This window comes from Erwinia sp. 009765445 (assembly GCF_058137865.1).
The window spans coordinates 37562-58808 of sequence record NZ_JBYUWC010000016.1 but is presented as its reverse complement, the minus strand read 5'-3'; the positions used below and the strand labels follow the sequence as shown (position 1 = coordinate 58808).

At 54.2% G+C, this 21247-nt stretch carries 20 protein-coding genes and 1 pseudogene; 5 read left to right on the top strand and 16 right to left on the bottom strand.

Going from position 1 to position 21247, the window contains the following annotated elements; translation table 11 throughout:
• Positions 1-113 precede the first annotated feature (113 nt).
• On the bottom strand, positions 114-545 hold the full coding sequence (gene ndk, locus AC3Y5R_RS17605; protein WP_062744669.1) for a nucleoside-diphosphate kinase: 432 nt from the start codon (positions 543-545) through the stop codon (positions 114-116).
• A 233-nt stretch (positions 546-778) separates the two neighbouring features.
• Between ndk and sseA the strand changes: the two genes are divergently transcribed.
• Positions 779-1630: a 3-mercaptopyruvate sulfurtransferase gene (gene sseA, locus AC3Y5R_RS17600; RefSeq protein WP_489922440.1), complete on the top strand. Its 852-nt coding sequence runs from the start codon at positions 779-781 to the stop codon at positions 1628-1630.
• A 133-nt stretch (positions 1631-1763) separates the two neighbouring features.
• Here the strand turns inward: sseA and AC3Y5R_RS17595 are convergent, their stop codons facing one another.
• From AC3Y5R_RS17595 to trmJ, 6 genes are all read right to left on the bottom strand, one after another.
• On the bottom strand, positions 1764-3593 hold the full coding sequence (locus tag AC3Y5R_RS17595) for a BBE domain-containing protein (RefSeq protein WP_489922385.1): 1830 nt from the start codon (positions 3591-3593) through the stop codon (positions 1764-1766).
• A 200-nt stretch (positions 3594-3793) separates the two neighbouring features.
• The gene (sseB, locus tag AC3Y5R_RS17590; RefSeq protein WP_489922384.1) at positions 3794-4564 is read right to left on the bottom strand and encodes an enhanced serine sensitivity protein SseB; all 771 of its coding nucleotides are present in this window, start codon (positions 4562-4564) and stop codon (positions 3794-3796) included.
• A 67-nt stretch (positions 4565-4631) separates the two neighbouring features.
• The gene (gene pepB, locus AC3Y5R_RS17585; protein ID WP_158780530.1) at positions 4632-5915 is read right to left on the bottom strand and encodes an aminopeptidase PepB; all 1284 of its coding nucleotides are present in this window, start codon (positions 5913-5915) and stop codon (positions 4632-4634) included.
• 98 nt (positions 5916-6013) lie between these two features.
• Entirely contained in the window at positions 6014-7168 is a 1155-nt protein-coding gene (locus tag AC3Y5R_RS17580) for an IscS subfamily cysteine desulfurase (protein ID WP_158780529.1), read from the bottom strand.
• 101 nt (positions 7169-7269) lie between these two features.
• On the bottom strand, positions 7270-7767 hold the full coding sequence (gene iscR / locus AC3Y5R_RS17575; protein ID WP_158780528.1) for a Fe-S cluster assembly transcriptional regulator IscR: 498 nt from the start codon (positions 7765-7767) through the stop codon (positions 7270-7272).
• A gap of 139 nt (positions 7768-7906) precedes the next feature.
• Positions 7907-8641 carry a tRNA (cytosine(32)/uridine(32)-2'-O)-methyltransferase TrmJ gene (trmJ, locus tag AC3Y5R_RS17570; RefSeq protein ID WP_489922383.1) on the bottom strand — a complete coding sequence of 245 codons (735 nt, stop codon included), beginning with the start codon at positions 8639-8641 and terminating at the stop codon, positions 7907-7909.
• 119 nt (positions 8642-8760) lie between these two features.
• Between trmJ and suhB the strand changes: the two genes are divergently transcribed.
• On the top strand, positions 8761-9564 hold the full coding sequence (suhB, locus tag AC3Y5R_RS17565) for an inositol-1-monophosphatase (protein WP_489922382.1): 804 nt from the start codon (positions 8761-8763) through the stop codon (positions 9562-9564).
• A 220-nt stretch (positions 9565-9784) separates the two neighbouring features.
• Here suhB and AC3Y5R_RS17560 read toward each other — a convergent pair whose 3' ends face one another.
• Both AC3Y5R_RS17560 and AC3Y5R_RS17555 read right to left on the bottom strand, forming a co-directional pair.
• Entirely contained in the window at positions 9785-10792 is a 1008-nt protein-coding gene (locus tag AC3Y5R_RS17560) for a nickel/cobalt transporter (RefSeq protein ID WP_489922381.1), read from the bottom strand.
• Entirely contained in the window at positions 10783-11415 is a 633-nt protein-coding gene (locus AC3Y5R_RS17555) for a DUF1007 family protein (protein WP_489922439.1), read from the bottom strand. The genes AC3Y5R_RS17560 and AC3Y5R_RS17555 overlap by 10 nt, the downstream gene beginning before the upstream one ends.
• Positions 11416-11568: 153 nt before the next feature.
• Here AC3Y5R_RS17555 and csiE point away from each other — a divergent pair, with 153 nt between their 5' ends.
• Positions 11569-12837 carry a stationary phase inducible protein CsiE gene (gene csiE / locus AC3Y5R_RS17550; protein ID WP_489922380.1) on the top strand — a complete coding sequence of 423 codons (1269 nt, stop codon included), beginning with the start codon at positions 11569-11571 and terminating at the stop codon, positions 12835-12837.
• A gap of 89 nt (positions 12838-12926) precedes the next feature.
• On the opposite strand, the gene glyA is transcribed toward csiE, so the two are convergent.
• Positions 12927-14180 (bottom strand): serine hydroxymethyltransferase, encoded by a 1254-nt coding sequence (glyA, locus tag AC3Y5R_RS17545; protein ID WP_489922379.1) that lies wholly within the window; start codon positions 14178-14180, stop codon positions 12927-12929.
• Between the two features lie 335 nt (positions 14181-14515).
• Between glyA and hmpA the strand changes: the two are divergent.
• A pseudogene (gene hmpA, locus AC3Y5R_RS17540) lies at positions 14516-15701 on the top strand (NO-inducible flavohemoprotein).
• 60 nt (positions 15702-15761) lie between these two features.
• Here hmpA and AC3Y5R_RS17535 read toward each other — a convergent pair.
• The 6 genes from AC3Y5R_RS17535 to AC3Y5R_RS17510 all read right to left on the bottom strand — a co-directional run bounded on the left by AC3Y5R_RS17535 (position 15762) and on the right by AC3Y5R_RS17510 (position 20729).
• Entirely contained in the window at positions 15762-16184 is a 423-nt protein-coding gene (locus AC3Y5R_RS17535; RefSeq protein ID WP_489922378.1) for a Shiga toxin A subunit, read from the bottom strand.
• Between the two features lie 17 nt (positions 16185-16201).
• Complete coding sequence (locus AC3Y5R_RS17530) at positions 16202-16567, bottom strand: tlde1 domain-containing protein (protein ID WP_489922377.1); 366 nt, start codon at positions 16565-16567, stop codon at positions 16202-16204.
• Between the two features lie 182 nt (positions 16568-16749).
• Complete coding sequence (gene glnB, locus AC3Y5R_RS17525; RefSeq protein ID WP_158780518.1) at positions 16750-17088, bottom strand: nitrogen regulatory protein P-II; 339 nt, start codon at positions 17086-17088, stop codon at positions 16750-16752.
• A 139-nt stretch (positions 17089-17227) separates the two neighbouring features.
• Positions 17228-18562, bottom strand: coding sequence for a two-component system response regulator GlrR (gene glrR, locus AC3Y5R_RS17520; RefSeq protein WP_158780517.1), 1335 nt, complete (start codon positions 18560-18562; stop codon positions 17228-17230).
• Positions 18559-19299 carry a two-component system QseEF-associated lipoprotein QseG gene (qseG, locus tag AC3Y5R_RS17515; protein ID WP_489922376.1) on the bottom strand — a complete coding sequence of 247 codons (741 nt, stop codon included), beginning with the start codon at positions 19297-19299 and terminating at the stop codon, positions 18559-18561. Before qseG ends, glrR begins: the two co-directional genes overlap by 4 nt.
• On the bottom strand, positions 19299-20729 hold the full coding sequence (locus AC3Y5R_RS17510; protein WP_489922375.1) for a sensor histidine kinase: 1431 nt from the start codon (positions 20727-20729) through the stop codon (positions 19299-19301). The genes qseG and AC3Y5R_RS17510 overlap by 1 nt, the downstream gene beginning before the upstream one ends.
• A gap of 290 nt (positions 20730-21019) precedes the next feature.
• Between AC3Y5R_RS17510 and AC3Y5R_RS17505 the strand changes: the two genes are divergently transcribed.
• Entirely contained in the window at positions 21020-21178 is a 159-nt protein-coding gene (locus tag AC3Y5R_RS17505; protein WP_489922374.1) for a hypothetical protein, read from the top strand.
• Positions 21179-21247: the final 69 nt, after the last annotated feature.

The window sequence follows — 21247 nt, the reverse complement described above, 5'->3', positions numbered from 1 at the left end:
GAGCATACTCTCATCAGGGGCGCATTATTGTACAAGCGTGGAACGACAGGTTAAAGCGCGTCAGCAAAATAATTTGTAAACGCCCTGCGCCACTCAGGCAATAATCTTAAATCTTAGCGGGTGCGCGGGCAAATTTCGCCTTCGCCGAAGAAATAAGCGATTTCGCGGGCGGCAGATTCAGCAGAATCTGAACCGTGGGTGGCGTTCTCGGTGAAGCTGTCAGCGTAGTCAGCTCGCAGGGTACCGGCCAGAGCGTTAGCCGGGTTAGTGGCACCCATCAGATCACGGTGACGCTGAACGGCGTTTTCGCCTTCCAGCACGGAAACGACTACCGGACCAGAAGTCATGAATTCAACCAGGCCGTCGAAGAAAGGCTTGCCCTGGTGCTCCGCGTAGAAGCCTTCAGCCTGCTCTTTGCTCAGGTGCAGCATTTTGCTGCCGACAATTTTGAAGCCAGCGCTTTCAAAACGGTTAAAGATGGCACCAATCACGTTTTTTGCCACCGCGTTCGGTTTTACGATAGAAAAAGTACGTTCAATAGTCATATGGACCCCTGTTTGATGTCGAGTGTGGCCAGTGAAAGACTCCCTGGCCCGGAAAATGGCGCAGATTATAGGGGTCATCCGCTGGCTTGCCTATCGGAGATTCAACAAATTATTAAAAAAAACCGCTTTAATTCCACAACTTTATAACGGTTTTCAGCTATTTTACAGAAGAACTTGAGATGCCCGCCAGGATGGCGGACACTCAGGAGAATGACACCCACTACGAGGCCGCTATGACATCCTCTTTCTTCGTGACCGCCGACTGGCTGGCGGAACATTATTCTGATGAAAACATTCAGGTTATCGACGTGCGCATGCTGCCACCCGGTCAGGAAAAAGTGCGAAATATCACGGCGGAATATCAGGCCAAACATCTGCCCGGCGCACCCTTTTTTGATATTGAAGCGCTCTCCGATCACACCAGTCCTTATCCGCATATGATGCCGCGCGCCGAGTCGTTTGCCGTCGCCATGCGCGAGCTTGGGGTAAGCAGTGATAAACATCTGGTGGTCTACGATGAGGGTAACCTCTTTTCCGCTCCGCGTGCCTGGTGGATGCTGCGCCAGTTTGGCGTGGAGGAAGTTTCAATCCTCGCCGGTGGCCTGAAGGGCTGGGAAGACGCAGGTCAGCCGCTGGAAACCGGTGCCGTTACGCTGCCGGAAGGCGAGTTCGACGTCAGCTTTGATCCGAAGGCAATCAAACGCATTACCGATATGATGCTGATCAGCCATGAAGGCGGCACACAGATTGTCGATGCCCGGGCGGCAAACCGCTTCAAAGGTGAGGTGGATGAACCGCGCCCGGGTCTGCATCGCGGGCATATCCCTGGCAGCAAAAACGTGCCATGGAATGACCTGGTGGAAAACGGCCAGCTGAAACCGGCTGATGAGCTGCAAGCGATTTTCCAGCGTCAGGGCGTGAATCTGGACGAGCCGGTGGTGGCAAGCTGTGGTTCCGGCGTGACTGCGGTGGTAGTGATTCTGGCGCTGACCACGCTGGGCGCAAAAAATGTCAGGTTGTATGACGGTTCATGGGGTGAATGGGGCAGCCGCGACGATCTGCCGATTGCCACACAGCTGAAATAACAGCATTTCGCCATGAAAAGAACCGTTTCCCGTAAAGGTGAAACGGTTCTTTTTCCATATACTCTAATAGCGGGTATTCATCCAGAGAATCACAATATATCACCGTCTCTGCCGCCTGGTCCGGTAAAGGCTTTCAGCTTCCGTCGCCGGGCATGGTGAGAGGGACAGACATTTCATTGCGGAACAGATTATTCGGATCGACGGCTTGTTTGGTGGCAACCAGCGTTGCAGCTTTGTCACCGTAATACAGCGTCATCCATTGCGGGTCCTCCGTCGCATGGTCGGCAGCAGTATATTTCATATCGACATCCGGGTAGTTGATATAACAGCCCTGATAATGACCATCGTCGGCATAAGGTTTGCCCCCCTGGTCAGCAAAATAAGCGGTATAGAGTTTCTGCATCCAGGAAATACAATGCGCATCATTCTCGGGCTTGGTCCAGTAGACCTGAAATTGTGATTTTAATAACGAGCTTCGCTGAAAGACGGCGGTCGGATTCGTGGTTTCATTGTTGGTATTAATACAACCACCATACGAATCGATTTGCACCAGAGCCTGATTCAACAGAGGATCGTCCGCGCCATTAAGGTTATCCCACAGGGCTGTGATTTCTGTGTCTCCAAAATTTGCCACATGGTAAACAGATTTATATTTTCCGCGCTGGTTATCGCCTGAGCCATTAAGTGTTTGCGTGGCATACAGCCAGTCCATTAATCGGGCATCACTGGCCGCATCTCTGAAGGGGCGTTTTTTCACCGCTGTCCCTATTGCGCCATAACGCATGCCGGTTTCCACCACTGAAGGCGTTATCCCCGCAGCGTTGTTCATGGTAGCCACAAAGTCATTAAACGGCGCAGCCTGACCCGTGCCATCAACGCGCCCGTCACTTCCGGTATACTGCACCAGTAGATGAATATCGCCGGTGGAGCGATGCTGGAGTTTGAGCAGGCTAAAAAGGCCGCCATTCGCCAGGGTTGGATCGCTGCTGTTCCACTCACTATCATGAGTCGAGAACCATTGCCAGTAGGCTTTGAGAAACTGACCAAATTGCTCTTTAGAACTGAAACCACTCCACGGATAGGCTAGCGACAGTAAATAGACCTGCTGAGGGGCTGGCGGCAAGGCCGCATAATAATAATTAAGGATAATACCGAAGTTTCCGCCACCACCCCCACGGCAGGCGATAAACAATTCCCTGTCGGTACCCGTGCTGTTCAGATTCACGTGTTTAGCAACGAGCGAGTTCCCGTCGGTTTCCGGCACCAAAATATCGATTCCTGACAGCCAGTCAACGGTTAAGCCATGTAAGCGGGACAGTAAACCGTATCCTCCTCCCGTCACATGCCCCCCCGAACCGACTGAATAGCAGGACCCACCGGGAACCGTGCAGTTTGTCAGTTTGTATAAGCTGACATAACCATCCCAGTTTTGATTTCCTGTTGCTGCCCGGAACTGATAATTCACATCAGGATCGTAAGGCGAGGAGATATTTCCCTCAGCGCTGTACTCCATACCCACCATCAGCCCCAGGTCAATAATCGCCAGAGGGGTGCTTTCTTCTCCTGACAATTTATTGCTGACAAATCCCTCATAGCAGTGCCCGCCACTGCGAACCGTTATCCGCTGATTGTTGGCAAGCGCTGTATTCGCCGCCTTCAGAACATCACTGGCGGTCTGGCAAACATAGACCGCATCGGCATCTTTGCCGCTTTCCGGCCAGCGCAGATTAAAGCCTTTTTTGACGGTTTCAAACCGGGGGTCGCTATTATCGATCAGGATAAAATCACTCATGACATTTCCTTTTGTATTGAATTTGAAAAAGCGTTGTAAAACCATCAAATGATAGATGCCATGTGGACTTATTTCAATATCAATAAATAGAAGATAATAATAAAAACAAAGCGATAAATAAAAAAAATGATAAAACCAAGTCCACAACTCAGCAGCAGAGACTTTTAACATTCATCATTTTCTGTAATGGTTTTCACTAAACACAGTAACGCTATTTCGATTTATTTTTATGACACGATTCACAAAAAAAGCGTTAATAAATTAATAATGTCGTGAAAGGAAGGAAAAAAGAGTGCGTTAACCGCCCCCCCCAACAACAGAAAGCCCTGAGCCGTCAGGCAGCTCAGGGCCGGATTACGCATTATTTAGCGTTATTTGCTCTGCCTGAACTCCCGCAGAAAACTGCCCCACCTGCGCTCATAAAAGGGGGTAATGTGGGCGGTAAAGAAGTGACTGATGCCCTTTTCATTTTCCACCACTTCACAGAGATCAACCGGCTCATCTTCCAGAAGCGTGTCAGTAGCAACGCTGCCTGCCGCACGAATGATGGTTTCAATATCGCTGTCAGCTTCGATCCCAATCAACAAGTTGGGTTGCTCTTCCGCCGACTCTTTGATGTGGGCAATATAGGCCCGGCGAACCTGCTTGTGTCTGATAAACAGCGTCGTCAGCGAAGCAATCATTTGCGCTGGCGGTTCAGCAATTTCAGAAAGCAGCAGTGAAGTGCCTCCTTCCAGCACGGTTTGCTGACTCAGAGCATTGCCGCCCTCACCCAGCAGATTGCCGATCTCACGAGGAGAGAACTCCTTGCCGGAAGGCAGTTTTGGGTTGAGGAACAGCGTTTCGCCCAGCGTCATTTCAAACAGCGTGCGCACCGGCATCACCAGAAAGGGCTGCTCTTCGCTGACCGCCTGCTCCATAGCGCTGACCGAGGTGAAGAAAGGAATGACCGTGGTGCCATCATCTTTCTCCCAGTGCCGTAAATCCACCTGAGCGGTGGCCGCGATTTCGCCCTCTTCCGCACTTTCTCCGGGCACCCAGACGCTGGCATCCATCAGCAAAGAGAAGAATTCCGGGCGATGTGCTGGCTCAGTTGCCGCCAGTTTCAGCACCTCTTCAAGGCGCAGATTGTTTTCATTCATTGATCGGTCCAGTCAACGGCATCAGCTTTCCGCCCAGGTGAGCAGGCAGGAAAGCTGTGATGGCAGATTATTTCAGCAGCATATTAGCAACGGTACGCACGCCCAGGCCGGTCGCCCCGGCGGACCACTGATCCACAGCCCCTTTACGGTAGGTGGCGGAACAGTCAATGTGCAGCCAGCCCTTCTGGTAGCGCTTCACAAAATGCGACAGGAACGCTGCCGCAGAGCTGGCACCAGCAGTGTGTGAAGGAGCTGCAATGTTGTTCAGATCGGCAAAGTTAGACGGCAGATGGCTGCGATGGAACTCGGCCAGCGGCAGACGCCAGAACGGCTCATTTTCACCTGCAGCACTGCTGAGCAGCGACTGAGCCAGCTGGTCATCAAAGCTGAACAGCGCATGGTAATCATTGCCCAGCGCTGTTTTGGCGGCACCGGTCAGCGTGGCAGCATCGATCAGCAACTCAGGATTTTGTTCGCTGGCGTCAATCAGACCATCCGCCAGCACCAGACGACCTTCCGCATCGGTGTTCATCACTTCCACGGTTTTGCCGTTACGGTAGCTGATGATGTCGCCCAGGCGGAACGCATTGCCGCTCACCATGTTGTCGGCGCAGCACAGATACAGCTTCACACGTTTTTTCAGACCACGGCTGACGGCCAGCGCCAGCGCACCGGTCAGGGTAGCTGCGCCGCCCATGTCCGATTTCATCGAATCCATTGAACCGCTCGGCTTCAGGCTGTAGCCGCCGGTATCGAAGGTAATGCCTTTGCCAACCAGGCAGGCAAACACCGGGGCGTTTTCATCACCGGTTGGATTGTAGTCCAGCGCCAGCAGCGCCGGGAGGCGGGATGAGCCACGCCCCACGGTGTGCAGGCCCATATAGCCCTGGTTACGCAGATCGTCGCCTTTAGTGATGCGGTAGCTGACGCTTTCGCCGCCCACATCGCTCAGCAGGTCAACCGCACGCTGAGTCAGCTGTGACGGGCTGAGATCTTCCGCGGGCAGATTGATGGTGTCACGCACCCAGTCGATAATTTTCAGGCGACGTTCAAATTCCGCGCTGTCAGCCTCACTCAGTGCTGCCCACTCAACTTTACGTTCGCCTTTCGGGCCGCGATAGCCCTGCCAGAATGCCCAGCTTTTCTCCAGATCCCAGTCGCCGCTCAGGGTAACGTGGCGGATGCCCTGGCCGTCAATTTTACGGGCCGCGCGCTGGATGGTGGTCAGCGCGTCGCTGCCCGTCAGATGAATGGTCATGCCACTGTCGTTGCTGGTCAGGGTAGCTTTTTCCCCCCAGCGCTGATCTGCCGCTGCCGTTGACAGTGTTATTTTCATTGAAGTCGTTGTCATCGCATGGCTCCTTGTTTGAACTTCATAAGGTCCGTCGTAAAACGGTCGGACACTACAATAAACCTTTCTGCGTCATCGTCTATGGTGACTTACAGAATTCATCCACGTTCGCGCAGGCGGGTAATGGCTTTCTGCACCAGAGGAATGGCAAAATCAATCTCCTCTTCAGTGGTGAAGCGCCCCAAAGAGAAACGCAGCGAGCTGTGCGCCAGCTCGTCAGACAGCCCCAGCGCGCTCAGCACGTAGGAAGGTTCCAGGCTGGCCGAGGTGCAGGCTGAACCGGATGAAAGCGCCAGATCTTTCAGCGCCATAATCAGCGTTTCGCCATCCACACCGCCAAAGCTGATATTGAGTATATTGGGTGCGCCCTGCTCAAGATCGCCATTCAGTGTCACATCTTCAAGCTTGCTGATACCTTCCCACAACTTTTTGCGCAGCACCGCCAGACGTGCCATTTCAGCAGTCATCTCTTCTTTAGCAATACGGTACGCCTCCCCCATTCCGACAATCTGATGGACGGGAAGCGTGCCGGAACGCATGCCGCGCTCATGCCCACCACCGTGGATCTGCGCTGCGATACGGATGCGGGGCTTGCGACGCACGTATAACCCTCCGATACCTTTCGGGCCGTAAATTTTATGGGCAGAGAAAGAGACAAGATCAACATTGATCTGGCTGACATCCAGCGGGAGTTTGCCAACACTTTGCGTGGCATCGACATGGAACAGGATATCGCGGGTACGGCACAGCTCGCCAATCGCGGCGATGTCCTGCACGATGCCGATCTCGTTGTTAACATGCATGATCGACACAAGAATGGTGTCATTGCGCAGCGCGGCTTCGAGTTGCTGCAGATCGATCAGGCCGTTACGTTGCGGTACGAGGTAAGTTACCGCGAAACCTTCGCGCTCAAGCTGGGCACAGGTATCCAGCACCGCTTTATGTTCGGTCTGGCTGGTGATGATATGGCGGCCTCTTTCCTGATGGAGATGGGCTGCACCTTTGATCGCCAGGTTATCGGATTCCGTGGCACCGGAAGTGAAAACGATCTCGCGTGGGTCGGCACCGATCAGCTCTGCCACCTGGTTGCGGGCCACATCAACGGCTTCTTCAGCCTGCCAGCCAAAGCGGTGTGAACGGGAAGCTGGATTGCCAAACGTGCCGTCCATGGTCAGGAACTGCACCATTTTTTCAGCAACGCGGGGATCGGCAGGGGTGGTGGCGGCGTAATCGAGATAGACAGGGACTTTCATTGCAGTTGAACTCCGTATATAACGTCATTCAATGCTGTCTGGCTGGGCTCAGCTCCTGTCGTCCCCGTGACGACGGACGACAGGCTTCGCCTTAAAGGCAATCAGGCACGCAGATTGACGTTAATAGTTTCATGCATGCGGCCATTTGGCACACGTGCTTTTTCAGTATTGTTCTGACGGTCGGCCACATCCAGAATCTCCTGGTTGTTAACCAGCTCAGCCAGCGTAATGTTGTTCAGGAAGTCGCTGATGCGCTCACTGAGGTCACGCCACAGAACGTGAGTCAGGCAGCGTTCGCCGCCCTGGCAGCCTTCTTTGCCCTGACACTTGGTGGCGTCAACCGACTCGTCCACGGCAGTGATCACTGCGCCAACCGCGATAGCGTTCGACTCTTTACCCAACAGGTAACCGCCACCCGGACCACGTACGCTGGCCACCAGGCCATTTTTACGCAGGCGGGAGAACAGCTGCTCGAGATAAGAGAGGGAGATCCCCTGACGCTCGGAAATATCAGCTAACGGTACAGGCCCTTCGTGGGAGTGAAGAGCAACGTCGAGCATAGCAGTAACGGCATAACGGCCTTTGGATGTCAGTCTCATGGCGTAAACGACCTCGGTTGTACCCTGGTGGGCTTAACGAAAAGATGGTCGCAAGTCTGCCATTCCTGAGTGATTTGGTCAACTATTTAACCAAGTGTTTTACTCAACTATTGTTGCCATTACTGCTAGCTATTTTTGCTTACTTTTCGCCCCTGTTTTTTTCCAGCGAAGAGAGCATGCCACGCAGGATATTCAGCTCATCACGCTCCGGACGGGCACGGGTATACAAGCGGCGCATTTTGCTCATCACTTGCCCCGGACTGCCTTCACGTATAAAGCCGCTATTAACCATCATCTGCTCCATATGCTGATAGAAGCGTTCGAGATCGTCGATCAGCGGATAAGGTGACTCTTCACCTGAAGGCTGCGGCTGCGTGCTCTCCTGCGTCTGCAGGAAGGCCATCCGCACTTCATAAGCGATGATCTGCACCGCCATCGCCAGGTTCAGCGAGCTGTATTCCGGATTAGCCGCGATAGCCACATGGTAATGGCACTTCTGCAGCTCTTCATTGGTCAGGCCAACGCGCTCGCGGCCAAAGACCAGTGCGACCGGAGCCTGTTGCCCCTCCTGCACGCTTTTGATTCCACATTCACGCGGATCGAGCATTGGCCATGGCAGAGATCGGGAACGGGCGCTGGTGCCCACCACCAGGCTGCAGCCAGCCAGCGCTTCGTCGAGGGTGTCGACGATGTGGGCTTCGCCAATCACATCACTGGCCCCGGCAGCCAGAGCAATGGCCTGAGAATCAGGTTTGACGAGCGGGTTGACCAGATACAGGTTGGTTAAGCCCATGGTTTTCATCGCGCGAGCGACAGAACCCATATTGCCGGTGTGAGAAGTTTCCACCAGCACGATTCGGATATTTTGCAGCATAGGGAAGTCAGGTCTGTGAGATAATTTGACGATGCTAACATATTTTCAGGACAGATGGCGTTCTCCCTGTTATAATCCGCGCCGTTTTCCCGTTCTTTAACATCCAGTGAGAGAGACCGATGCATCCGATGCTCAACATCGCCGTGCGCGCTGCGCGTAAGGCCGGAAATTTAATTGCCAAGAACTATGAAACCCCGGACGCCGTCGAAGCCAGCCAGAAAGGCAGCAACGACTTCGTTACCAATGTTGACCGCGACGCCGAGCGCCTGATTATTGAGGTGATCCGCAAGTCTTACCCGAAGCACACCATTATTACTGAAGAGAGTGGTGAGTTAGCCGGTGAAGACCAGGATGTGCAATGGGTTATCGATCCACTGGATGGCACCACCAACTTCATCAAGCGTCTCCCTCACTTCTCCGTTTCTGTCGCCGTGCGCATCAAAGGCCGCACCGAAGTCGCCGTGGTTTATGATCCAATGCGCAATGAGCTGTTCAGCGCGGCTCGTGGTCAGGGTGCTCAGCTGAACGGTTATCGCCTGCGCGGTGGTACAGCACGCGATCTGGACGGCACCATCCTGGCGACAGGCTTCCCGTTCAAGCTAAAACAGCATGCAACTCCTTACATCAATATCGTTGGCAAACTGTTTAACCAGTGTGCGGATTTCCGTCGTACCGGTTCAGCCGCGCTGGATCTGGCCTACGTTGCCGCTGGCCGTGTAGACGGTTATTTTGAAATCGGCCTGAAGCCATGGGATTTCGCAGGCGGTGAACTGCTGGTGCGTGAAGCTGGCGGCCTGGTGACTGACTTTGTTGGCGCTCACGGTTACATGACTTCCGGCAACATCGTGGCGGGTAATCCGCGCGTGGTGAAAGCGATGCTGGCTACCATGCGTGACGAGCTGAGCGAAGCGCTGAAGCGCTAAGTTTGCAGTTATGAGTGGGAAGTTTTTTTCAAACGACCGCCCAACTCAAAGTGAGGGGAACCCTGGCCGGGAATAAAGCGTCTCGTGCCATGGACGGCAGGAGTCGAGCTGCCACGGATGGCGTTGTTTGCGTCTTTATGAGCGGCCAGGGTTCCCCGAACAGTCACTGTTTTTATCAGGACTGACTGTATGCACTTTTTTTCAGGTTTGCGGCCAGTTTTCACCGCAGAAACATCGGCCGGATGCCACCCACCATCTCTGGCCTGGCGCTGAACCACAGCATCATCCCTGCCGCTATCAGCAACACGCCCCCCGTCAGCGACAAACAAGACCACCCCACTTTCTGCCAGCCTGCCGGTGAAGCATTGCGGCTGAGCTTTATCGCCAGCACCCGGGAAACCTGCACCAGCAGGGCCATTGCCGAAACGGTCATCGCCGTCCCGACCGCCATAGCCAGCGCCGAAAGCACGCCCCACCAGTACACGCCAATGACTTTCGAAAACAGCAGCATCATAATCGCCCCGGAACAGGGACGCAGCCCCATAGACAGTACCACAATCGCTTTGGTTCTGCCGTTGACCGCCTTACCGAGCATCTCACTGTCCGGCACGTGCTGATGTCCACAGCCGCAGTCCGCGCTGTGCTGGTGACCGACAGGCACAATCCGCCGGATAGTCATGGTGTCCGGAGTACGGAGCGCCTTAACAATCTTACCGAGCGCGCGCCAGCACAGCCACAGCCCCAGCCCGGCCACCAGCAGATAGCTGCCCTTCTCCAGCCAGTAACTGCTGATATGCAGCTGGCGAGAGGAGAGTTTCAGCACCACCAGCATGACCGTCACCAGCGCTATCGCCACCCCGCCCTGCACCACCGCCGCCATCATCGTCAACTGCAGGCTGGTTTTCACTTTCGTGGGGTGTGTTGCCAGGAAAGTGGCGATCACCACCTTGCCGTGCCCCGGTCCCAGTGCGTGCAGCACGCCGTAGATCAAACTGAAGCCCATCAGCGCCAGCCCGGCCTGATGGGGATGAGTAGCAACCTGCTGCAGCAGCGTAGTCATCTGCTGATGCAGGGTTTTCTGCCAGAATATGCTTTGCAACAAAATCTGCGGCCAGTGCAGCCAGACGGCCACACCTGCGGCCAGCAACAGAGCCAGCAAAACAAACAGCGGCCATATCTGCAGCCAGCCAGCGGTTCCGGATTTCTGCGGCAGGGAATTTACTGACATGTCAGCGTCACCGTCTGGGCAAATTGCTTGCCAAGATCCATATCTTCAGGTGGCGCATCGGCTTTATCCAGCGACAGCGCGTAAGCCTGCATTGAAGCATTGGGTTTGGGGGTATGCAGCGAAAACTGACACTGCTTTGCCAGTTCGGGCGGGATATGCAGGCACTTTTCAGAGTCGTAATACATATCGACAAAATAGCTTGGGTCGAAGGTGGAGAAAGTGTAGCGCTGACCAGCCAGTGACCGTGGCTCACCCAACGGCAGAATAAAGTCCAGCACGGCTTTATGTCCTTCTCTGGAAAGTGAATATTCTGGCGGCAGATTATCGAATTTTACCGCCTTACCCTCATGCCAGAACTCGCTGAAGTAGTGCTGACCCAGTACGTTTGCCATAACCTGTGCCGCCAGCTTTTTCCATACCACCGACCCCGGCTTTGCCTCGCCCGCATCATAAAGCAGATCGGCGGAGGTGATTTCGTCCATCACCCAGTGCATTTTCAGCCCGGTCAGCTGATTATCCTTGTGCACCAGCGTGGCCTGCATATCAATAAAGCTGTGCGGATGGCTCCAGGCCAGCGGCGTGGCTGCCAGCAGTATGGCACCGATCGTCAGCCCGGTGAGCATGTTATAACGTAACAAATTTTGTTCCCTCTGCTTGTCAGGCAAAAAATTCTGTGACCTGCCTTATAAGCTATGAATAAATCTGGCCTCTGCGGGCTCAAAAGGCTGCAACCACGCTATTCTTAGCGGTGTTACTCTTGACCAGGATTGCAGACGATGAGCTTACCCTCACCACAACCTTCTGCCTTCTCCGGCCCGCAGCGTCACTGCCACCTGCTATTAATGCTTTATCTCCCGGACTTCACCGTAAACCTTGATTCTCTTTGTCAGCTCAACGGGGTGGATCGGTCGGTTACCCGGCAAGATATAGCGGAGGTGGCAGAAGAAATCCAGCGCTATCACCGGCTTGCCCTCACTCAGGATGCAAACGGCAGCTTCCGGATTGACGGCAGGGAGCTGGACCAGCGGCTGTGCCTGCTGCACTGGCTGCGGCGAGGTCTGCGGCTTGCACCTGATTTCGTCCGCCACCGCTTCGCCCCGGCGATTAAACAGCAGCTGAAAGCCCTGCAGACGGAAAAAGCGCTGTACGATGAGCACAATCTGAATGCCCTGGTGCAGCACTGCGCTCAGGGACTTTCGCGTGAGTTCACCAGCCGCGACTGCCAGTTTTTGCAGATTTTCATGCAGCATTCACTCTGCCGCCGTACCCCTACCGAATTCAGTGAAGCTCAACAGGCATGGCTGATTTCACGCATCGAACATCAGGTGGCACAGGAGGTTGTGCGTCACTGGCAGAAACGGTGTAAAACCGCACCGGATGCCAGCGAAGTCTGGCTGTATGCCCTGCTGTTCAGCCAGATGCACGCGCCTGCGGCTGACAATGCCTGCCATGGGTATGAGCTGCGTTTGCTGGAAGCCGTCCGGCAGATAGCAGATCGATTCCAGACGTTGTCCGAAATGCGCTTTAGTGATGAAAAGGGATTGTGTTCACAGCTTTATACTCATCTTGCTCAGGCACTGGAACGCAGCCTGTTCGGAATTGGTATCGATAACAGCCTGACTGAAGAGGTGGTACGGCTTTATCCCCGCCTGTTGCGGACCACTCAGGAAGCGGTAAGTGACTTTGAGCAGCTCTATGGCCTGCATTTCTCGCAGGAGGAGCTGGGGCTGATAGCAATTATTTTTGGCGCGTGGCTGATGCAGGAGAATGCGCTACAGGAAAAACAGGTGCTGCTGCTGACCGGGAAAGATCCTCAGCTGGAACAGGCCGTGGAGCAGCAGCTGAGGGAACTGACGCTGTTGCCGCTGAATATTAAATATCTCGAGGTGGATGAGTATCAGCGTAGCAGTGCGCCGAAAGGGATTGCGCTGGTTATTACCCCTTATGCCACCCCTCTGCCACTCTACTCACCGCCGCTGATCCACGCCGAACTGCCCCTGCAGGCTCACCAGCAGCACCGTATCAGGATGCTGCTGGAGTCATAATTACGCCATTCCGGGCCGCAGAAACAGCACCGTGCTCCCCAGCACCGACATCGCCCCATCGCTTAGAGAAAGGCCGGAGCAGAGTTCGCTTATGCGTAGACCGGGAAGCGCGCGCAGATATCCAGCACCTGCTTCTTCACACGTTCCTGAACGCCTTCGTCATTGATATTGTCGAGAATATCGCAGATCCAGCCAGCCAGCTCGCGAACTTCGGCTTCTTTAAAGCCACGGCGGGTTACCGCAGGTGAACCGATGCGAATACCGGAAGTCACAAACGGGCTTTTTGGGTCATCAGGGACACTGTTTTTGTTCACGGTGATATTAGCGCGACCCAGGGCAGCATCAGCTTCTTTACCGGTCAGATTTTTGTCCACCAGGTCCAGCAGGAACAGGTGGTTATGGGTACCACCGGAAACCACTTTGTATCCGCGCTCCAGCACCACTTCCACCATGGCTTTGGCGTTTTTAGCAACCTGCTGCTGGTAAATTTTGAACTCAGGCTCCATCGCTTCTTTCAGCGCTACCGCTTTACCGGCAATCACGTGCATCAGCGGGCCGCCCTGGCCGCCAGGGAAGACAGCAGAGTTCAGCTTCTTATACAGATCTTCATCACCGCCTTTAGCCAGGATCAGGCCGCCACGTGGACCTGCCAGGGTTTTGTGGGTGGTGGTGGTCACGATGTGCGCGTGAGGTACCGGGTTCGGGTAGACGTCTGCAGCGATCAGACCGGCTACGTGCGCCATGTCCACGAACAAATATGCGCCGATGCTGTCAGCGATTTCACGCATTTTTGCCCAGTCACAGACACCGGAATAAGCCGAGAAACCACCTATGATCATTTTTGGCTTGTGCTTCTGCGCCTGCGCAGCCAGATCTTCGTAATCAATTTTGCCGGTTTCGTCGATGCCGTAAGGCACCACATTGTAGAGCTTGCCGGACAGGTTAACCGGTGAACCGTGAGTCAGGTGACCACCGTGCGCCAGGTTCATTCCGAGAATGGTATCGCCCGGCTGCAGCAGCGCGGTGTACACCGCGAAGTTAGCCTGTGAACCAGAGTGCGGCTGCACGTTAGCATAGTCAGCACCGAACAGTGCTTTCGCACGGTCGATAGCCAGCTGCTCAACGATATCAACATACTCGCAGCCGCCGTAGTAACGCTTGCCCGGATAGCCTTCGGCATATTTGTTGGTCAGCTGAGACCCTTGTGCCTGCATGACACGCGGACTGGTGTAGTTTTCAGAAGCAATCAGTTCAATATGCTCTTCCTGACGCACTTTCTCTTGCTCCATTGCCTGCCATAACTCGGCATCATAATCGGCAATATTCATATCACGCTTTAACATCCGCTTCTCCTGACTCAGCTAACTAATATTCGGCATTGGACGGCCCGTTTGGGCTAAGGCCAACAGTGTAAACTGTTTTACCCACCGAGCGGTAGCCGGAAAGCGCGCTTTTTACGCAAACGATTGGCTTCAGTGCTGGCACGGTTTTTTTCCTCTTTTTTGCTACCCTTAGCTTCACGATATTTCATCATCATCCAGATGCAGTTCCTTCACATTGTTCACCAGTCTGTGGCGAAAAATGCCCCTGCCGCTTTAAGGTGTATTTACAATGCCTGTTAAAGCGCCATAAGATGCATTTAAAATACATCTTTGTAATTCATGCAAGGAGCTTTGCCATGTTAGACGCCAGGACCATCGCCACCGTTAAAGCCACTATTCCTGCCCTGCTCGCCACCGGCCCCCGCCTGACCGCCCATTTTTATGACCGCATGTTTGCGCACAATCCGGAGCTGAAGGACATTTTCAATATGAGCAACCAGCGCAACGGCAACCAGCGTGAAGCGCTGTTCAATGCGATCTACGCTTATTCCAGCAATATCGAAAACCTGGCTGCCCTGCTGCCTGCGGTAGAGAAAATTGCCCAGAAGCACACCAGCTTTGCTATTCAACCGGAGCAGTACCAGATTGTGGGCACGCATTTGCTGGCCACGCTGGATGAGATGCTCAGCCCGGGTCAGGAGGTTCTGGATGAGTGGGGTAAGGCTTACGGCGTGCTGGCGGGCGTATTTATTCAGCGCGAAGAAGAGATTTACCGGGAAGGAGAAAATAAAACGGGCGGCTGGAGAACACCACGCGCTTTCCACATCAGCGAAATCGCCACGCAGAGTGAGGTGATCAAAAGCTTTACTCTGACGCCAGCCGATGGCCTGCCGGTGGCGGATTATCATGCCGGGCAGTATCTGGGCGTCTGGCTGCGTGAGGAAGGTTTTGCCAACCAGGAGATCCGCCAGTATTCGCTGACCCGGGCACCAAACGGTCGTGATTATCGCATTGCTGTGCGCCATTGAAGAAGGCGGCACGGTATCAGGCTGGCTGCATCAGCAGGCGAAAGTTGGCGATGAAGTGCATCTGGCGGCACCGGCAGGTGACTTCTTCCTGAACGTAGAACCGGAAACACCGGTTACGCTGATTTCGGCCGGTGTGGGACAGACGCCGATGCTGGCAATGCTGGACGTGCTGACCGCGCAGCGACATCCGGCGCGCGTACAGTGGTTCCATGCAGCTGATAACGGCAAACGACACGCTTTCCGCGAAGAAGTCGCTGCAGCAGGCAACCGGCTTGGCAACTTCGCGCAGCACCTCTGGTACAGCCAGCCACTGCCGCAGGATAAAGGCAACTTTGACAGCGAAGGCCTGACAGACCTGATGCCAATTGAAAGCCAGCTCAGCGATCCTGCAATGCGTTACTACCTGTGCGGCCCGGTTGGGTTTATGCAGCATGTTGCCCGCCAGTTGCTGAGTATGGAGATTACAGAAGACCGTATTCACTACGAAGTGTTTGGCCCGCATAAAGTAATTTGATTAGACAGGCAACATGCCGACCATTATTAAAAACACAGCCGCCCTGCCGGGCGGCCTGTTTTAAAATTCACGACTGACAATAATATAGCCGTTGAAATCAATTGAACATTCATCGTCGTTAACTAAGGCAGAAGCAATGAATACATTTTTTTTTCGTTCGTTATTAAAATAGGTGATCTTAACAATAAGATTCCTGACATTATGTTCAGAATAGATTTTTTTATACCTCTCTATGCTAAGCCATTTATCTTTATCATTATCCCACGATTTCTGCGCTAAATATTCGGCAAAAAGGGGACTGACCAGCCTGTTATCCAGAAGCTCCATTTTTGTCTGACCTCTTGCCACCACCGATTGATCTATTTTCAGGCTATCAATCATGGAATCAAACATAGAGATCTCAACAGATGAATCGGGCACGACACAAGCATCAGGTTCGACAGGGATTGTGTGGACACAGCCTGTCAGTAAAGGAATAAACATTAAAACCCTGAAGAAATTCATTTAACAATCAACTCCCTGTCACCACTTTCCCAAATTTTTTCCCTGAAGTCCTTTTCTGCAACAATACAGCCCTCAGAAGCCGATCCCGGCTCTTTCTTACTGTCGCCATGGATTCTGAAATCACCACGTCCACACATATTATTAGCACTTTGTGGAATCAACACCAGAGTAAATGGCCCGGTTTTTTTTGAATCGTAAGGAGCACCTATGCGATAGCTTCCGCGCGGCAGTGGGCCTTTATTTTTAATACACTCAAATCCAGGGTCATTTTTATACCCAACAGCACCAGCATACTGGGATTTAAATTTTAGTTCACCGTTAAGGTGAAACTCTTTCGTCCTGACGTTATAAGTCCATGACATTCCTGTTTCCCTTTTTCTGTCATCCTGAAACCCTTTCAGGATCAGATGCCATGACATTAACAAAAGGTTAGCCAACATTCCGGGCAGAGATCACAATTTGACCAGCGATGAACACAATGAAAATAAAAGGGGCGGATATCCTGAGATACCCGCCCCTTTTACGATCCTGCCCGCAGCCAGAATTAAATCGCTTCTTCGTCTTCTTCGCCCGTACGGATACGTACCACGCGCGCCACGTCATACACAAAGATTTTACCATCACCAATTTTGCCGGTCTGCGCGGTGCGCATGATGGTTTCCACGCAGGTATCAACGATGTCGTCAGCAATGACGATCTCAATCTTCACCTTCGGCAGAAAATCGACCATATATTCCGCGCCGCGATAGAGCTCAGTGTGCCCTTTCTGGCGTCCAAAACCTTTCACTTCAGTGACGGTCATGCCGGTGATCCCTACTTCGGCCAGCGCTTCACGCACGTCATCGAGTTTGAACGGTTTGATAATTGCATCAATCTTTTTCATGGCAGACCCTTTTCATTCCCTCCGCACCCGGAGGGTAAACATGAGTATAAATGCAGCGGACAGGTTCCGCTGCGCGGTCTGTCTCTATTTCAGGAGGCCTAAGCTACCATATCCCGGCAGCAAAGCGGCACTGAAAAAACTACTCTTTAAAATCAGACGCATCCAACTCGTGGCGCGACAGCAATTTATAAAACTCGGTCCGGTTGCGCCCGGCCAGACGTGCAGCGTGGGTAACGTTGCCTTTGGTCATCTGCAGCAGCTTGCGTAAGTAGTTCAGTTCAAACTGGTTTCTGGCTTCCACAAAAGTGGGTAACGCGGTGTTCTCGCCCACCAGTGCCTGCTCGACCAGCGCTTCACCGATCACCGGCGCAGAAGTCAGCGCCACGCACTGCTCAATGACGTTCACCAGCTGACGCACGTTGCCCGGCCAGCTCGCAGCCATCAGGCGCTTCATCGCATCGGTTGAGAAGCTGCGTACGAACGGTTTGTGTCGCTCTGCCGACTGCTTCAGCAGATGATTTGCCAGCAGCGGAATATCTTCAGAACGTTCATGCAGTGCCGGGATTTTCAGGTTCACCACATTCAACCGGTAGAACAGATCTTCACGGAACTCTTTCTTCTCCATCGCCTTAGGCAGATCGCGATGGGTCGCCGAAAGGATACGCACGTTGATATCCAGGTCGCGGTTGCTGCCGAGCGGACGTACCTTACGCTCCTGTAACACGCGCAGCAGCTTGACCTGCAGCGCCTGCGGCATATCACCGATTTCATCCAGGAACAGTGTCCCACCTTCGGCCGCCTGGAACAGCCCTTCACGATTACTGACCGCTCCGGTAAATGCGCCTTTGGCGTGGCCGAACAGCTCGGACTCCAGCAGCTGCTCGGGCAGCGCACCGCAGTTAATCGCAATGAAAGCCTTGCCCGCCCGTGGGCTGGCGGCATGGATTGCCTGCGCCAGAATCTCTTTACCGGTACCGCTCTGCCCGTTAATCAACACGCTGACATCGGACTGGGCCACCATTCTGGCCTGCTCCAGCATCCGCAACATTAGCGGGCTGCGGGTAACAATACTTTCCCGCCAGGCATCGTCACTGGCAGGCGCACGATGGACCAGTGCCTGGTCAATCGCACTATAGAGCGCATCGCGATCGACAGGTTTGGTCAGGAAGCTGAACACGCCCTGTTGGGTCGCCGAAACGGCTTCCGGAATCGATCCGTGCGCAGTGAGGATAATCACCGGCATACCGGGCTGGATTTTCTGAATCTCAGTGAACAGCGCCAGGCCGTCCATCTCATCCATTCGCAGATCGCTGATCACCAAATCGATCTTCTCACGCTGCAGGGTTCGCAGAGCTTCTGGTCCGCTTTCGGCGGTTAACACTCTGAAGCCTTCGCTTCCCAGACGCATTCCCAGTAGCTTAAGCAGGCTGGGATCGTCGTCCACCAGCAGCAGGCTGGCCGATTTCTTTATCATGGCTGGCTACCGTCAGTGTTATTTCCGGGTGATGAGTTACCCGCCCCACCACTTTTATCGCTGTGACTGCTGTCAGAGGTGTCGGGTGAACGCCGCGATGATAGCTGACGCTCAATGTCGGTCAGCGTCTCCAGTTTACGGCGGGTAACGTTCAGTTCTTTGTTCAGGCTCAGCTGCTGCTGGCGCAGTGCATCCAGCTCCGCATCGCTTGCCTGTTGCAGATGGTGATAGCGGGTTCTCTCTTCTGACAGCTGTAACAGCCCCATCTGATCGTCGCGCCAGAGCTGCATCAGCACCCGCACGGATGAGGGGTAGCTCTGGCTGAAGGTATCCAGTCGCTGCAGGTATTCCCGTCGCTCCACCGGCGTGACGTTGCCATTGGCCATCAGCACGCCCTGCTTGAAGGCGCTCTGCCAGTTGTCATCCGGCCAGCGGCGCGCTTCTGCACGAGCATCCGCAGGGGAAAGCCTGACGGCACAGTCCATCGCCCGCAGCCAGTAGAGAGAATTGCCCATGGTTTTCCCGTCATCCGCCTGCCAGATGTGGTCGCACGGCACCAGCTGAAAATCGACGACTTTGATTTCTGGCACCACCAGCGTGCTGTCTTTGCCTGTTGCGGACGGGCCAGACGACTTCGCGCTGCAACCCGCCAGCAGAATGGCAAACAGGGCTGCTGCCGTGAATTTTCCTGCGGTGAACCAGGGTGTTAAGGCTGCAGAACAGGATTTTTTTTTCATTATTGTTCGTTCCCGGCAATGGTATTGAGTTCAATTCTGAAGCAGACATCAGCCCCCTCACTGCTGACCAGTTGGAGGTCGCCCTGCAGGCGTTGCAGGCAGTCTTTGGCAATACTGAGCCCAAGCCCGCTGCCTTTAACGGCCCCCTTGCGCTGCTGACTACCCTGGAAAAAGGGTTCAAAGATCATTGCCTGCTCGGTCTGCGGCACGGGCATCCCGGTGTTTGCCACCTCAATGATGACTCTGCGGCCCTGCTGACGACTGCGGATCCAGATGGTACCGGATTCAGCCCCGTAATGTATCGCATTCGAATAAAGATTATCGATGGCCCTGGCGAGCAGCGTCGTCTCTCCCTGGCAGGCGCTGGCACCAAGGTCGATCTCAGTCTGCATCAACTTGGCCCGCGCCGTCAGGCTGTGAGTGCTGACAATCCCCTCAACCAGCGGTTTAAGCTGCACCGGCTCCAGCGCGATCTGCGCTTCGGAGAGCTTACGGTTGTAATCCAGCAGCTGTTCAATCAGCCGCTGCAGGTGACGGCTGCTTTCATCCAGAATGCTCACTACCTCGTGCTGATCGGGCGTCAGCGGGCCTGCCACCTCATCCGCCAGCAGCGCCGTACCTTCACGCATGCTGGCCAGCGGCGTTTTCAGCTCGTGCGAGAGGTGACGCAGAAACTCGTGGCGCTGCGACTCCAGCCAGGCCAGGCGCTCGCTCAGCCAAAGGATCCGTTGCCCCAGCGAGCGCAGCTCACGCGGGCCTTTAAAGGCCAGATTGTGGCCCAGCGTTCGCCCTTCACCAAGCCGGTTAATCATTCGCTCAACGGCTTTCACCGGCCCGATAATCATGCGGGTAAACAACAGCACCAGCCCGAGACTGAGCAGGAACAGGATCAGCGCCTGCCAGCCAAAGTACTGGCCGCGCTCGGCAATTTCACGCTGCAGCTGTATCCCTCTGGCGAAAACCACTTCGCGCGTGGACTGCACCAGTTGAGCATTCGCGGAGGAAAAAGCTTCCAGCCCGTCAGAGGCGGCTTTCACCGGGTTACTGTTTTCGCAGGTGATTTTACTGAGCTGGGTGAGGGACTGGCGCAACGAATCGTAAATGCGCTTATCCGGCAGCACCGAAACGTGGGCATCCAGCAACTGAGCATATTTGGTGCGTTGGGTTTGATACAGGTTTGCCAGCATCGGATCGTCCAGCACGCAGTACTGGCGATAGCTGCGCTCCAGCTCAAGCGCGGTGCGGGCCATCGCCTCGCTGCGCCGCACGTCGGTCAGGGTGGTGCGATTGGTATCGGCAGCCCGATCGCTCAGCGCGGACAAACTCTCCCAGGCCTGCCAGGCCAGCACCAGCAGCGGCAACAGCACCAGCAGAAAAGCCATCAGCACCAGCTGACGCAGGGAACGGGGGAATAAACGCCATGTTTTCACGGGACACTCTCAGTTAACCATCTGTTCCGATGCTAGCGGAGTGCAGCTCCGGAAGAAAGCCCGGAGAACAAAACGAAAAATGGCAGATTCAGAGAATCTGCCATTGGACTGTGAGGACCAGCGATCATCACAGAAAATAGGTGGTGCCTAACTCAACGTTGCGTCCGATGCTTGATAAAGCCACAAAGTGGTCTGTTATCGGTGTGGTGGACGGCAGGCACCGTATTGTGCGTCATTCGGGTTGTTAAGAAGCGCTTGTCCGCTTGCGCAGGGCTGTCGTAACCAGGTGAATGAGCCACTACATTACTTATAGCAATAGCCGTGCCATGCTTGAAAATTATTTTTATTTGCCTGATTTAACTCACAAAAAAATATTACAAAGTCAAACTGGAGGCGTATTTTTACCTGGTGGTCAAAAACAGACTGTCGCTAACAGGCAACAGTCTTAATATAAATCGCAGCAGGCATTAAAAATCAATCGGTTAAATGTCGCCTTTCGGCGACACTCATTACCGGTC

Bases quoted from the DNA above. Each gene is read 5' to 3' on its own strand.
- trmJ (WP_489922383.1), bottom strand. From the start codon at position 8,641: ATGCTGCAAAATATCCGAATCGTGCTGGTGGAAACTTCTCACACCGGC.
- qseG (WP_489922376.1), bottom strand. From the start codon at position 19,299: ATGAAAAAAAAATCCTGTTCTGCAGCCTTAACACCCTGGTTCACCGCA.
- glrR (WP_158780517.1), bottom strand. From the start codon at position 18,562: ATGATAAAGAAATCGGCCAGCCTGCTGCTGGTGGACGACGATCCCAGC.
- csiE (WP_489922380.1), top strand. From the start codon at position 11,569: ATGAGCTTACCCTCACCACAACCTTCTGCCTTCTCCGGCCCGCAGCGT.
- sseB (WP_489922384.1), bottom strand. From the start codon at position 4,564: ATGAATGAAAACAATCTGCGCCTTGAAGAGGTGCTGAAACTGGCGGCA.
- AC3Y5R_RS17580 (WP_158780529.1), bottom strand. From the start codon at position 7,168: ATGAAAGTCCCTGTCTATCTCGATTACGCCGCCACCACCCCTGCCGAT.
- glnB (WP_158780518.1), bottom strand. From the start codon at position 17,088: ATGAAAAAGATTGATGCAATTATCAAACCGTTCAAACTCGATGACGTG.
- AC3Y5R_RS17560 (WP_489922381.1), bottom strand. From the start codon at position 10,792: ATGTCAGTAAATTCCCTGCCGCAGAAATCCGGAACCGCTGGCTGGCTG.
- AC3Y5R_RS17535 (WP_489922378.1), bottom strand. From the start codon at position 16,184: ATGTTTATTCCTTTACTGACAGGCTGTGTCCACACAATCCCTGTCGAA.
- AC3Y5R_RS17595 (WP_489922385.1), bottom strand. From the start codon at position 3,593: ATGTTAAAAGTCTCTGCTGCTGAGTTGTGGACTTGGTTTTATCATTTT.
- AC3Y5R_RS17505 (WP_489922374.1), top strand. From the start codon at position 21,020: ATGAGCCACTACATTACTTATAGCAATAGCCGTGCCATGCTTGAAAAT.
- pepB (WP_158780530.1), bottom strand. From the start codon at position 5,915: ATGACAACGACTTCAATGAAAATAACACTGTCAACGGCAGCGGCAGAT.
- AC3Y5R_RS17530 (WP_489922377.1), bottom strand. From the start codon at position 16,567: ATGTCATGGACTTATAACGTCAGGACGAAAGAGTTTCACCTTAACGGT.
- ndk (WP_062744669.1), bottom strand. From the start codon at position 545: ATGACTATTGAACGTACTTTTTCTATCGTAAAACCGAACGCGGTGGCA.
- glyA (WP_489922379.1), bottom strand. From the start codon at position 14,180: ATGTTAAAGCGTGATATGAATATTGCCGATTATGATGCCGAGTTATGG.
- AC3Y5R_RS17555 (WP_489922439.1), bottom strand. From the start codon at position 11,415: ATGCTCACCGGGCTGACGATCGGTGCCATACTGCTGGCAGCCACGCCG.
- suhB (WP_489922382.1), top strand. From the start codon at position 8,761: ATGCATCCGATGCTCAACATCGCCGTGCGCGCTGCGCGTAAGGCCGGA.
- iscR (WP_158780528.1), bottom strand. From the start codon at position 7,767: ATGAGACTGACATCCAAAGGCCGTTATGCCGTTACTGCTATGCTCGAC.
- sseA (WP_489922440.1), top strand. From the start codon at position 779: ATGACATCCTCTTTCTTCGTGACCGCCGACTGGCTGGCGGAACATTAT.